The organism is Acetivibrio cellulolyticus CD2, from assembly GCF_000179595.2.
Classification (GTDB): Bacteria; Bacillota; Clostridia; order Acetivibrionales; family Acetivibrionaceae; genus Acetivibrio; species Acetivibrio cellulolyticus.
The window spans coordinates 1,315,745-1,328,154 of record NZ_JH556659.1; the positions used below are offsets into that span (position 1 = coordinate 1,315,745).

The following is a 12,410-nucleotide window of genomic DNA, read 5'->3' on the forward strand; positions in this document are numbered from 1 at the left end:
GGGATTATTTTGTTCCGCTGCGATATGCTTAACTTTTTTAAATTGTTTTTTTCTTCGACAATACTCTAGAAAGGCGGCTGAAGAAACCTCCTTTGTTTCTTTCACGCCATAATCCCAAAGAACGGTCTACATTTTCAAAGTGCTTGTCCAGTTTACTTTCAATTTTTCTTATATTGTTTTCCATGCAAGCTCCGAGTTCAAGCTTTGTTTTAGTAAGCTCCCTGTTTATCTGATCCCTGGCATCAGCCACTTCATTAGAAAAGCTTAGAGTAAGGCGTTCACCAAATTCATTGAAAAAATTTTTAATATCTATAATGTTTTCACTCGATTCAACAGGAGTCATAGAGGTGAACCCGTTTTCTGATACAACAGGTGGAGGCTCATTTATGACGCTTTCGCACTCAAGTATTTTTTTAATTGCCTTAATTTCAAGACCATCATCCCGCATAGTCTTTATCTGAAACATTACATTGGCATATTCGGGTGTGTAATAACGCCTGCCTCTGCTATCCTTTGGGATGTTCATATTGAACTCCTTTTCATAATACCTTAAAGCGTGGTCGGTTATTCCAAGACGCTCACTTAATTCAGTAATGGTATACCTGTCTTTAAGAATTTCCACTTAAGACTCCCTCCAGTTTATTAATTGTAATGATGAAATAAACATCGAAACAATATTCCATCTACTCCTTAATTAAAAGCTTCAGACATGTTTAAATATACTTATCACGGCGCTTATGTAGCCTTGTATAAGTTGGAAAGCAAATACTATGATAGCACTATTATGAAATAGTGTAAATAACTTGATGATTATTTACGCAATATTTCCAGAGAGTTATTTATATCCTTTGGAATGGGCGCAACAAGTTGAAGATTTTTTTTAGTTAGGGGATGAATAAATTCCACTTTGTAGGAATGAAGTGCTTGTCTTTCAATAATATTAAGCTCTGGATGGAATTCTAAGTTTTGGGTAATAGAGTTCTCATTACTGGAAATGCTGTTTCCTATTTCATAATATATATCATCACCATCCGTACGACTCATGAGTTCTGGGGTTTGGGAAATATCTAAAAATGGGTATAGGGTATCGCCTATAAGTGGATGACCAATAGCCTGGCAATGTACTCTTATCTGATGAGTCCTTCCTGTCTCCAGACGGAATTTTAATAGTGAGGTATTGTTAAGAACTTCCAGCGTTTCGAAATGAGTTACAGATCTATCTCCTGACAGAGATACATGCCTTAACATAATACTACCCTCTTTGCGTTCTATGGGCAGATCAATGGTACCCCTTGTATTCTTAAGAATTCCGTAAACGATTCCGATATATTCCTTAACAAACGTTTTTGTATTCATTTGGCGTATTAGTGACTCCTGAGAAAAAGAGTTTTTGGCAAATATAATAATGCCTGAAGTATTCCTGTCAAGCCTTATTACAGGACGGATTTTTTTGGCTACACCACTTTTTTGAAGGTGGTATGCTACAGCGTTAGCAAGAGTACCATCAGGGTGGGAACAGGTGGGGTGAACGACAATATCGGGAGCTTTGTTTATAACAATAAGACAATCGTCCTCATAGATAATATCTATGGGGAGGTCTTGCGGAACTAAACCTTCCAGCTCTTCATCATATTCAATTTCGACTTCGATAACGTCGCCGCTTTTAACAACAGCGTTGACAAATACAGGTTGTTTGTTGCATAGTATCTTGCTTTGGTATTTGAGCTTTTTTATCAATCGTTCGGAAATATCCAGCTTGCTTTTTAATATGTATTTTACAGCTTTGCCGTTGTCATTATTATCAGCGGTATATTTTATAATCAAGTTTAATCACCCCGTTAATAATATTATAGCATTGTGCATTATTCAAGTCCTAATTAGGCAAATTGATTTTTATATAGTATTTGCTTATAATGCAATGTATTAGTATAATGAAATAAGAAAATTCATGTATTGGATGGTGTATTTTTTTGAATCATAACTCAGACGAAGATAAAAAAGGGATATATTTGTATCCTGACAGGAATGAGTCGATTACATTAAATCTTATTCGAGAGAGTGAACCTTATCATAATTACTGGGATAAAAGTGAAGGTAAAATACTTGATATCGCAATAAAAAGAATTAAGCAATTAGGGTTGGATGGCACTATGCTTGATGCTGGATGTGGTATGGGACGATTGACTTTAAAGTTTGGTAAATACTTCAGAGAAATACATGCTTGCGAGCCAGATACAGAACGTTATAGCGTTTTTTGCAAAAATATAAACAAGTGGGATATGTCTCATAAGGTAAAGCCATATTTGGGTGGCGCTGAAAAATTGGAATTTAGCGAATACTTTGACATAATTATTTGTAGTCATGTTATTCAGCATATTCAGGAAGATATTGCGGAGAAAATGATGGCCTCATTTGGAAGAATGCTAAAGGAAAATGGCTTATTGTTTATTACAACAACGCATTCTCTTGAAGATAGGGTAGTATTTTGTGAAAGTTATATGAGTCAGAGTGGAGAGCGTATTGAGACAGAAATTAGTCAGGAAAGATTTAATAACTTAAATAATGAGGCGGGAATACTGCCTATCAAGTTTTTTGCATGTGATAATATTAAAGAGCTTATTGAGAAGCATGGTTTTGATATGATTGACTTTAGAGTATATCACAATAGCACAAGTAGCAAACTTTTAGACAGTATTTTTGGTATAGATTCTTTGATAAATTTAAATAGTGGTTTGAGGAAGCGCTACGGGAGGGATTTGTTTGTCTGGGCAAGAAAAACAACAAAATGACATACTAAATAAAGAATTGATTGATGCACAAATAATCTTTCTGCAAAGTGCAAATATTAACTTCAGACTCACAGATAAAGAAAAAATCGAGAATAAGCTGAAAAAGTTTTTTTGCGATCCCACATGGAAAAACGAAAGTAATTATAGTAACTGTTTTGAAGATTACAAAAATATACTTTTTAAAAATAACTTGAACCCACATAACTTGATAAAACTTAGATTAGGGTGTTTTAAATTTTCTATTGAGTATTTTCAAGCTAACAAAAAAATGAAAAAGTAAATAAAAAAGAGGATAAGAGTTTTCAAAATATAAACGAAGTATATAAAAGAGTGTATGAAGTAGAGATTTTTGCCTTTATTTATCCCGATTTAGATATTATTAACCTGCTTTATAGTATTCCAATTAAAAAGATATCAATAGATGAGTTTATATTTGTTCGAAAGGTAATCCAGTTTGATAAAAAGCCAATAACTTTAATAAATAAAGATTTTTTTAAAGAAGAAAATAAAGAAGAAAAGTATACTTTTTCTGATTTTTCTGAAATATCTAAAAAAATTTATATAATATTTATGGAAATATCAGAGTATAAAAAGTTCGGAAATAAATACATAATGTCAAATCGCGCTAAGTCAAAGTTTGCTTTAGAAAAAGAAGAGTATTACAAGCAGGCCTTTGAAGAGATAAAAAAATTTAGTTTGATGATGATAGAGGTTAGAGACTTAGAGGGAATTGATAAATGTGATTTGCATTCAGAAGATTTCATGAAAAAGTTCTCTAGGAAAATATACGGATTGATGGTTTGTGATGAGGGGTGGCGTTTTGTGCCTTTGCAATGTTCATCAAGTGCTCTTGAGAAGTGTTTTTGTTCAAGAGATTATTTTTGTGTTTTTGCATCTAATGTAGGAGTGTTGGAGATAAATTTAATAGAATCTGATAATTATAAAAAGTATAATGCTTCACAGAAGAAGATTGGAGAAGTATTTAACGATAAGGATACGATAAAATTATTAGAACCAGCAAATTATGCAGGTTTGAATAGTGGAGCATTGCTTGCAATGGAGAGAGCGACAATGTTGCATGTAATTATTGGAGCAAACATGACAAAAGATTATTGCAAAGCAAAATTGGGTGATAGGAAGATAATCTGTAACAGAAGAAAGATGATTGAAGCAATTGATTTGGTTATGAATATAAATATAAGCGAGATGTCTACCTTAACTGATATGATAATGGACAAGCTTGGAATATACAAATATGTTGAAAGGGTAAAGGAAAGATTAGATCTGGAAGAAGATGATAATATGATAATTTATCAGAAAAGTATTAATAGTTTTATGAAATTACTGACTCTTGTTGGCTTGATTATTGCTTTTTTTAGCTTGGTTGTTTCTTTACTTAGTGCGGATATGATAAGAGACAAATTGATTGAATGTTTGAGCTATATTACATCAAGTAAATAGTATTCAACAAAGTATGGCAATAAAATCAAAGGTAGAATTTGTATTAAGAAAAGTCAAAATAGCCCATAAATGATTGGACGAACTAAGACAAAATTCAATAGAACATTGAAATGGAGGATTTGTTAAGTTCGTGGCGAATTATAAATACAGTTTAGTCATAAGCTTTTATTTTTGCTTTAAATGGATATTGAAATATAAAAAAATATGTTAATATAAAATACAGTTTTGTGAAAAGTAAACTGAAATGTGAGGAAAAATAATGATATCTAGGATTGCAGATTATTTAGCAAGTGAGTTTAATATATGTGATAAAGTGCTTGAAATTACAAAGGATGCTGAGAAGATAATTTCACTTGAGTTTCAAAAGATTGACCGGGTGAAGGAATATAACCAGTTAAAAGTAATAAGGGCAATGCAGGTAAATAATTTAAGTGACACTCATTTTCCGGGTACGACGGGATATGGTTATGATGATAAGGGCAGAGATGTTTTAGATGACGTATACAGAGATGTGTTTAAGGCTGAAGATGCGCTTGTGAGACATCAGATAGTGTCTGGAACTCATGCTCTTGCTCTGTGCCTGTCTGGAATTCTAAGGCCGGGTGATGAACTCCTTTGTGCAACAGGTAAGCCTTATGATACGTTAGAAGAGGTTATAGGCATAAGAGGAGAAGGCGGAGGATCACTTAAAGAATTTGGAGTTACATATTCACAGGTTGAGCTTTTGGAAAACGGTAAGCCTGATTTGGAGGCAATTGGGAAGAGCATAAATGATAGAACCAGAATGGTACTTGTTCAAAGATCAAGAGGCTATGCATGGAGACAGTCACTCTTGATTGAGGATATTGAAAGGACTATAAAGTTTATAAAAGGCATTAAAAATGATATAGTTGTAATGGTTGATAACTGTTACGGAGAGTTTGTTGAGGAACGCGAACCCATAGAAGCAGGTGCTGATCTGGCTGCGGGATCACTCATAAAAAACCCCGGGGGCGGACTTGCTCAAACCGGAGGTTATATAGTTGGAAGGAAAGATTGTGTAAGTAAAGCAGCATACAGGCTTACTACACCTGGTCTTGGGAAAAAGGTAGGTTCATCTTTAGGGCACAACAGGTTAATGTTTCAAGGACTTTTCATGGCACCTCATGTTGTAGGCGAAAGTTTGAAAGGGGCAGTGCTTTGTTCTGCGGTTATGAAAAGCCTTGGTTTCGAAACCAGTCCAGGTATAAGTGATGTTCGCGGCGATATTATCCAAGCGGTGAAGTTTAATAATCCGGACAGCCTTATAGCATTCTGTCAAGGTATTCAGAAAGGTTCTCCTGTAGATTCGTATGTTACTCCAGAACCGTGGGACATGCCCGGATATGATAGTCCTGTCATAATGGCGGCAGGTGCATTTATTCAGGGATCTTCTATCGAACTCAGTGCCGATGCACCAATAAAGCCTCCATACATTGCATATATGCAGGGAGGTCTTGTGTACGAGCATGTTAAGCTTGGTATTATGATAGCCATTCAGAAGATGCTTGATAAAAAGCTGATTTGAGGAAATTGCTAAGCAGAAGTCGTGAAATAGATAACCAACTATAAGATAGGAGGGAGCAATATGGCTGAAATTGAGAAGTCTGTCACTACAAGAAGGATAAAGCTTGGAAGTATTTTGATAGTATTGTTTTTGCTGTTATATATCCCTTCTGTGATATTTTGGGTTTATGGTAAGAATGTAAGTACTGATATTGTAAGAATGGGTGAAATTGAGGACTCTGTAAGTATAGATGCTGTTATAGTCAGGGATGAGGTTGTTTTGAATTCACCTGTAGGAGGAAAATGTATCAAGGAAATAAACGAGGGTGAAAAGGTAAAGTCTAATGCAAGGATAGCTACGGTGCTTAACGGTTCTTCAGAAAAGCTTCTCCAAGAATTAAAGCAGCTGGATTTGAGAATAATAGATGCACAGGAGAAAAGAAATGAGAATTTGGAACTTTTCTCAGACGACTTAGAGAAGATTGAAAATGAAATTGAGGAAAAACTGAAGCAGGTAATCTTGCTTGGCAATACTAATGAATTATCGGAAATTGAAGGAATAAAAAAGGAAGTTGATGAATTAATTCAAAAGAAGGCTGCGATTGCAGGGGGATTAAGCTCACCAGATGCACATATAAAATCACTTCTGGATGAAAAAAAATCTTTGCAGCAAAGAATAAGTGCGAATACAAAGGACATTACTACATCCACGTCGGGTGTGGTTTCCTATATGGTTGATGGCTATGAAGGTATACTAACTCCTGACAAGATAAGTGATTATACATTAGATGATATTGACAATATTGAAGTAAAAGGAACCCAAAAGGATATTGAAGAATTGGGTGTGGAAGCAAACAAACCCTTTGCAAAGCTCATAACAGGCATCGAATACTATCTGGTAATGCCTGTCGATACCAAAAAGGCAAATGGATTTAAGGTGGACAATGTTATAAACATAAGACTAAACGAATTTGATAAGGTCATTAAGGGAGATGTCTTTTTTAGGTCTAATAATCTTAATGGAAAGAGCATACTTGCAGTGAAGGTAAGCAATGCACTTAGTGAAACTGCCGCTTTAAGAAAGGTAAACATTGATTTGATAAAGAGTCAATACAGCGGCTTTAAGGTACCTTTGCGAAGCCTGACTAATGTAGACCTTGACAAAAAGATTGCAGAGCTTTGCTTGGTAAAGGCAAACCACGCAAGGTTTGTAAAAGTGAAAATTGTCGGTAAAAACGAAGAATTTGCAATAGTCGAAAATGCGGATTTGGCAGGAGAGTACAGTGTTAGCTTGTATTCTAGTTATATAGTTAATCCGGTTAATATTGAGGAAGGGCAGACAATAAACTGATGAACGAGGATTTTGAATATATAAAAAAGAACCTGGACATTATCAGGGGAAAAGTTGAAAGAGCTGCAATTAAGAGCGGAAGAAAGCTGGAGGATATCACAATAATTGGAGTATCCAAAACAGTTGAACCTGAAAAGATTATTAGGGCAATTGATGAGGGAATAACTGAATTAGGTGAAAATAGGGTTCAGGAATTGACAGAAAAGTACGATATTATTAATAGGAGTTGTAATTGGCATTTAATTGGACATCTGCAAACAAATAAGGTAAAATATGTTGTGGATAAAGTAAAAATGATCCATTCAGTTGATAGATATGATCTTGCTCTTGAAATTCATAACAGGGCTAAAAAGATTGGAAAAGTAGTCGATATATTGGTGCAAGTCAATATTTCCGGTGAGAAATCAAAATTTGGAGTTTCTCCTGATGGCGCTTTAGAACTAATCAAACAGATAGTTACGCTGGAAAACGTAAGGGTTAGAGGGTTTATGACAATGGCCCCTTTTGCATCAAATCCTGAAAAAGTAAGAAATGTTTTTTCGGGTTTGAGAAAATTGTCTATTGACATTGAAAAGGAAAATATTAATAATATAGTTATAGATTATCTTTCCATGGGTATGAGTAATGATTATGAAATTGCAATTGAAGAAGGTGCGAATTTAGTGAGGATAGGTACTGCATTGTTTGGACAAAGGCAGTATCTTTAGATATGTTTTATAAAAGTATTTTACAAAAGATAAACAGGAGGTAATTTAGTATGTCAAAATTATTTAACAAGGTTCTCAATTTTGTTGGTTGGGAGACTGAAGAAGACGAAGAAGAGTTAATTGAAAAAGAAGAGGAACTTAAGGAAGAGACTGAAAAGCCACAATTTATTCAGACAATAAACAAAAGGCCTTCTCCAGGAAAGGTTGTGAACATTCATTCTTCAACACAGTTTAAAGTTGTTGTTGTGCAGCCGGAAAATTTTAATGATGCACAAGACATCTGTGATCATTTGAAGAATAAGAAGCCTATAGTTATCAACCTTGAAGGACTTGAAAAGGATCTTGCTCAAAGAATTATAGATTTCTTAAGTGGAGCTGTTTATTCTCTCGATGGAGCAATTCAAAAAGTTTCTAATGAGATATTTATTATTGCTCCGTATAATGTTGACATTATGGGAGATTTTAAAGGAGAGATAGCAAATAAGACAGCTTTCCCATGGGCAAAATAATGGAGGATTTAGATGTATACTCTTATAAAAGCACTTGATACATTACTTTATGTAATAGAAATGGCATTAGTTATACGTGCTGTTTTATCGTGGATTCCAAACTTATCAAGAGAGAATCCGTTTGTTAATCTTTTGAATCAGGTTACCGAACCGGTTTTGAATCCAATTAGATCGTTGATTGAAAAGTCTTCTTTTGGTAGGAATTCAATGATAGATTTATCACCTTTGATTGCTTTTTTGATTATCGAAGTGTTAAGAAGGATATTGTGGGGTCTATAGCATACATAAGTTAAGTATTAACTTATCTAGGTAGTGCATTCTATTACAATAGATATTGGACGTTTGAATATGAATAGGGAAGAAATACTAAAAAGGATTTCAAAAAGTGAAGATAAACTGGTTGTAGCAAAAGTACTTGACAAGTTATTGTTATCTGAAAAGACTAACAAATTGGCGATTACGGATTTTTTGGACCCACACCTTCAAAGTGTTGTGTCAAAGTGTTTGGAATCTAATAATGTCGGTAATTATTTGTTTTATGGAGGCTATGATGGGGCAGAGAGGGCTGTAGTGGCTTTCTGCCCCAGTAATATGCCATTGATTCAGGAGCCGGAGTTAGCCGGCCTTTTTAAAGTTCTGAAGATAAGTTTAATGCATAGAGAAAATATGACTCACAGAGATTACCTTGGTTCTTTGATGGGATTGGGAATTAAAAGGGAGAAAATTGGTGATATTCTTGTTAAGGACGAACACTCTCTGGTAGTTGCACTAAATGATATTGCAGATTTCATCAGGCACAACTTGGATAAAGTAGGCAATGTAAAAGTTGAAGTTGAATATTTGGATGTAGAAAGCCTTAATACTTATGAGCAAAAAGTTAAGGAGATCCGAACGACAGTAGCATCCCTGCGGCTTGATTCTGTTGCAAGTGCAGGATTTGGAATGTCGAGAAGTAAAATTGCCGACTTTATAAAAGCAGAGAAGGTCAATCTAAACTGGGAAACCACTCCAAGCTTGACTAAATTGGTTAAAGAGGGAGATTTGATTTCTATCAGAGGGAAAGGCAGAGTTGTACTGCAAGAAATAGGTAAGACCACTAGAAAAGACAGAATAAGTGTATGCTTAAAGAAATTTATATAAAGAGGTGTTTGGAATGAATTATACTCCTAATGATTTACAAAACCTTACTTTTAAAAAGAGTGCAGTTGGCGGGTATAAGGAAGATATGGTCAATGAAGTGCTGGATAAAATTATTGAGGACTATACCGGCTATATACACGAAAACAGGGAACTTAAGGATAAGTTGGAGGCCTTGAATCAGGCTATTCAGCACTATAAAAGTATCGAAGAATCCCTGCAGAACACTTTGATAGTTGCGCAGCAAACCAGCGAAGATATTAAAAAGAACGGATACCAGAAAGCTGAAAATATAGTTAAAGAAGCGGAAATTAAGGCACTTAAAATAATTAGCGATGCAAACCAGGAAGTTGTAAAGATAAAGTATGAATATGAAGATACAAAAAAGAAGCTGCATATTTATAAGAGTAAGGCAGAGTCACTGCTGCATTCTCAACTTGAAGTGTTAAGATCAATAATTGATGACCATGAGGCTTAGAAATATAGGGCTTTGAAACGTTATAGTGAAAAGTTTTAAGGGGTGAAAGAAAACAGTGATTAAGCTAAACATAAACTTAAGTGAGAGAAGTTATCCCATATACATAACAACTGATTACAGTGAGTTGGGAAAAAGTTTGCATAGCGCAAGATTAACTGGAAAGATGGTTTTGATAACCGATACAAATGTTGAGAAATATCAGGCTGATTTATGCCTTGAAGCCTTAAGGGGGTATGACTGCGAAGTACATAAATTTGTCATACCAGCAGGTGAAAAGAGTAAAAAACTCGAAACAATCAGTGAAATCTACAAGTTTTTAATAGATTTAAAGCTGGATAGGAACGCTACTCTTATTGCACTTGGAGGTGGAGTAGTGGGCGATATAACTGGATTTGCTGCCGCTACATTTCTAAGAGGAGTTAATTTTGTTCAGATTCCAACATCACTTCTGGCTCAATCTGATAGCAGTGTAGGTGGCAAGGTTGGTGTTGATTTTAATGGCAGCAAAAATATTATCGGTGCATTTTATCAGCCTAGGTTTGTATACATAAATGTAAATTCACTTAAAACTCTGCCAAAAAGAGAACTTCAATCGGGACTTGCAGAGGTAGTAAAGCATGGAATTATACAGGATCCGGATTTCTTTGAATATATAGATTATAATACGAATAAGATATTTAGCTTTGATGAAGGTGTGTTACAGTATCTTGCAAAGATAAACTGCTCAATAAAAGGAAATGTAGTTGAAAAGGATGAAAAGGAAAGCGGAATAAGAGCAAACTTAAACTTTGGACATACGATTGGACACGCTATAGAAACGGTTATGAATTTTGAATTGCTTCATGGTGAGTGTGTTGCTTTAGGTATGGTAGGAGCTTTTAAAATGGCGCAATATCTTGAAATCGTTGAAGAGGATTTAGTGGATAAGGTTAAGGATACGTTAAGAAAGATAGGTCTTCCTGTAAGACTTGATGATATAGATGCGGATAAGGTATATAATCAAATGTTCTTCGACAAGAAGGTAAAGGGAAATAAACTTACATTTATACTTCCGAGAAAAAGAATCGGAGAAGTAATCCAGTGTACTGTTGATGACGAGAAACTCATAAAAAAGGTGATTTCTGATCTGGCATAAATAAACTTTAGTTACATATTTTTGTTTTGATGTAAAGGTATATAATTTGGTTAATTTAGTACTGAAACAAAACTAAAATTCTTTTGAAAATTGGAAGTTTAAATTATTAAGCGGCTTTGGAAAGATGAATTTTCCAAAGCCGCTTATTTTAATGTTATGGAAATTATGATTGTTTTATATTACTTATGCCAAATAGTTATGTGTGCAAAATATAACTTTGGTCATAATTTTTCAGCTATTCTCTAATTAAAAATAAAAACAGTTGAAGTAATATTTCAATCAATCCTTATACTTAGGTATGTTTTCATTAAATGGAGGATAAATAATACCTTTATCTGTTATTATCGCAGAGATATATTTATTAGGTGTAACATCAAAAGCCGGATTTCTGACTTTGATTCCTTCTGGTGCTATTCTGACGCCTTTTATATGAGTTACTTCATCGCTGTTTCTTTCTTCTATTGGTATTTCATCTCCGCATTCTATTGAAAAGTCAATTGTAGAAATTGGAGCCGCGACATAGAAAGGAATATTATTTTCTTTCGCAAGAACTGCCACAGAATATGTTCCGATTTTGTTTGCCGTATCCCCATTTAACGCTATTCTGTCTGCACCAACTATTACGCAGTCAATTAAACCTTCTTTCATGAAATGGCCTGCCATGTTGTCACATATGAGTGTAACAGGTATATTGTCCTCCATAAGCTCCCATACAGTCAGCCTTGAGCCCTGGAGATATGGTCTTGTCTCATCAGCGAAGACATTTATGTTTTTGCCTGCTTCATGAGCAGAACGTATCACTCCGAGTGCAGTGCCGTGATCGCATGTAGCCAATGCTCCCGCATTGCAGTGTGTAAGTATGGTGAAATTCTCTTTTATCAATTCATTTCCGAATTTGCCTATTGCTCTATTCGAATCGATGTCTTCCTTTTCCATAAGGCATGCTTCAGCTTCAATAATTTTTATTATTTGGTCAATAGGCTTGTCCATATTGAAAACAGCCTTGTTATATACCCTGTCAACGGCCCAAAACAGGTTTACTGCTGTTGGACGAGTGCTTTTAATTAAATCACAAGCTTTTTTCAGTTCGGTAAAAAATTGTTCGGTTGAGCTGATATTTATTGAATTGGCTGCGACAACTATTCCATATGCAGCAGTAACACCAATAGCTGGAGCACCCCTTACTATCATGGTTTTAATTGCATCAGCTATCTCTTCATATGTTGAAAGCTCAACTATTTTATGTTCTGTAGGCAGCTTTGTCTGGTCGACAAGCTTTAACACTCCGTTACAAAATTCCAAAGTTTTCATACTTTTTC

14 protein-coding genes are annotated in these 12,410 nt (G+C 34.8%); 11 read left to right on the top strand and 3 right to left on the bottom strand.

What is annotated here, in order from left to right; translation table 11 throughout:
* Nucleotides 1-37: 37 nt before the first annotated feature.
* Both ACECE_RS0225785 and ACECE_RS0225790 read right to left on the bottom strand, forming a co-directional pair.
* Nucleotides 38-622: a MerR family transcriptional regulator gene (locus ACECE_RS0225785; RefSeq protein ID WP_010252723.1), complete on the bottom strand. Its 585-nt coding sequence runs from the start codon at nt 620-622 to the stop codon at nt 38-40.
* 188 nt (nt 623-810) lie between these two features.
* Entirely contained in the window at nt 811-1,824 is a 1,014-nt protein-coding gene (locus tag ACECE_RS0225790; RefSeq protein ID WP_010252725.1) for an RluA family pseudouridine synthase, read from the bottom strand.
* A gap of 146 nt (nt 1,825-1,970) precedes the next feature.
* On the opposite strand from ACECE_RS0225790, the gene ACECE_RS0225795 reads away from it, so the two are divergent.
* From ACECE_RS0225795 to aroB, 11 genes are all read left to right on the top strand, one after another.
* Nucleotides 1,971-2,789, top strand: a complete 819-nt coding sequence (locus ACECE_RS0225795; RefSeq protein ID WP_010252728.1) for a class I SAM-dependent methyltransferase — start codon at nt 1,971-1,973, stop codon at nt 2,787-2,789.
* Nucleotides 2,761-3,069: a hypothetical protein gene (locus ACECE_RS0225800; protein WP_010252731.1), complete on the top strand. Its 309-nt coding sequence runs from the start codon at nt 2,761-2,763 to the stop codon at nt 3,067-3,069. The genes ACECE_RS0225795 and ACECE_RS0225800 overlap by 29 nt, the downstream gene beginning before the upstream one ends.
* 50 nt (nt 3,070-3,119) lie before the next feature.
* Nucleotides 3,120-4,250, top strand: a complete 1,131-nt coding sequence (locus ACECE_RS0225805) for a hypothetical protein (protein ID WP_010252734.1) — start codon at nt 3,120-3,122, stop codon at nt 4,248-4,250.
* A 259-nt stretch (nt 4,251-4,509) separates the two neighbouring features.
* Entirely contained in the window at nt 4,510-5,796 is a 1,287-nt protein-coding gene (locus ACECE_RS0225810; protein ID WP_010252736.1) for a methionine gamma-lyase family protein, read from the top strand.
* A gap of 60 nt (nt 5,797-5,856) precedes the next feature.
* Complete coding sequence (locus ACECE_RS0225815; RefSeq protein ID WP_010252739.1) at nt 5,857-7,125, top strand: HlyD family efflux transporter periplasmic adaptor subunit; 1,269 nt, start codon at nt 5,857-5,859, stop codon at nt 7,123-7,125.
* The gene (locus tag ACECE_RS0225820; protein ID WP_010252742.1) at nt 7,125-7,832 is read left to right on the top strand and encodes a YggS family pyridoxal phosphate-dependent enzyme; all 708 of its coding nucleotides are present in this window, start codon (nt 7,125-7,127) and stop codon (nt 7,830-7,832) included. The genes ACECE_RS0225815 and ACECE_RS0225820 overlap by 1 nt, the downstream gene beginning before the upstream one ends.
* Before the next feature lie 50 nt (nt 7,833-7,882).
* Nucleotides 7,883-8,341 (top strand): cell division protein SepF, encoded by a 459-nt coding sequence (locus ACECE_RS0225825; protein ID WP_010252745.1) that lies wholly within the window; start codon nt 7,883-7,885, stop codon nt 8,339-8,341.
* A gap of 12 nt (nt 8,342-8,353) precedes the next feature.
* Nucleotides 8,354-8,620: a YggT family protein gene (locus ACECE_RS0225830; protein ID WP_010252748.1), complete on the top strand. Its 267-nt coding sequence runs from the start codon at nt 8,354-8,356 to the stop codon at nt 8,618-8,620.
* A 69-nt stretch (nt 8,621-8,689) separates the two neighbouring features.
* Nucleotides 8,690-9,481 (top strand): YlmH family RNA-binding protein, encoded by a 792-nt coding sequence (locus ACECE_RS0225835; RefSeq protein ID WP_010252751.1) that lies wholly within the window; start codon nt 8,690-8,692, stop codon nt 9,479-9,481.
* Nucleotides 9,482-9,494: 13 nt separating this feature from the next.
* Entirely contained in the window at nt 9,495-9,956 is a 462-nt protein-coding gene (locus ACECE_RS0225840) for a DivIVA domain-containing protein (protein ID WP_010252754.1), read from the top strand.
* Nucleotides 9,957-10,011: 55 nt separating this feature from the next.
* Nucleotides 10,012-11,091: a 3-dehydroquinate synthase gene (aroB, locus tag ACECE_RS0225845; RefSeq protein ID WP_010252757.1), complete on the top strand. Its 1,080-nt coding sequence runs from the start codon at nt 10,012-10,014 to the stop codon at nt 11,089-11,091.
* A 279-nt stretch (nt 11,092-11,370) separates the two neighbouring features.
* Here the strand turns inward: aroB and mtnA are convergent, their stop codons facing one another.
* Entirely contained in the window at nt 11,371-12,402 is a 1,032-nt protein-coding gene (gene mtnA / locus ACECE_RS0225850; RefSeq protein ID WP_010252760.1) for an S-methyl-5-thioribose-1-phosphate isomerase, read from the bottom strand.
* Nucleotides 12,403-12,410 lie beyond the last annotated feature (8 nt).

Excerpts from the sequence above, each read along its gene's own strand:
- ACECE_RS0225810 (WP_010252736.1), top strand. The coding sequence starts at position 4,510 with ATGATATCTAGGATTGCAGATTATTTAGCAAGTGAGTTTAATATATGT.
- ACECE_RS0225815 (WP_010252739.1), top strand. The coding sequence starts at position 5,857 with ATGGCTGAAATTGAGAAGTCTGTCACTACAAGAAGGATAAAGCTTGGA.
- ACECE_RS0225820 (WP_010252742.1), top strand. The coding sequence starts at position 7,125 with ATGAACGAGGATTTTGAATATATAAAAAAGAACCTGGACATTATCAGG.
- ACECE_RS0225825 (WP_010252745.1), top strand. The coding sequence starts at position 7,883 with ATGTCAAAATTATTTAACAAGGTTCTCAATTTTGTTGGTTGGGAGACT.
- ACECE_RS0225830 (WP_010252748.1), top strand. The coding sequence starts at position 8,354 with ATGTATACTCTTATAAAAGCACTTGATACATTACTTTATGTAATAGAA.
- ACECE_RS0225835 (WP_010252751.1), top strand. The coding sequence starts at position 8,690 with ATGAATAGGGAAGAAATACTAAAAAGGATTTCAAAAAGTGAAGATAAA.
- ACECE_RS0225840 (WP_010252754.1), top strand. The coding sequence starts at position 9,495 with ATGAATTATACTCCTAATGATTTACAAAACCTTACTTTTAAAAAGAGT.
- mtnA (WP_010252760.1), bottom strand. The coding sequence starts at position 12,402 with ATGAAAACTTTGGAATTTTGTAACGGAGTGTTAAAGCTTGTCGACCAG.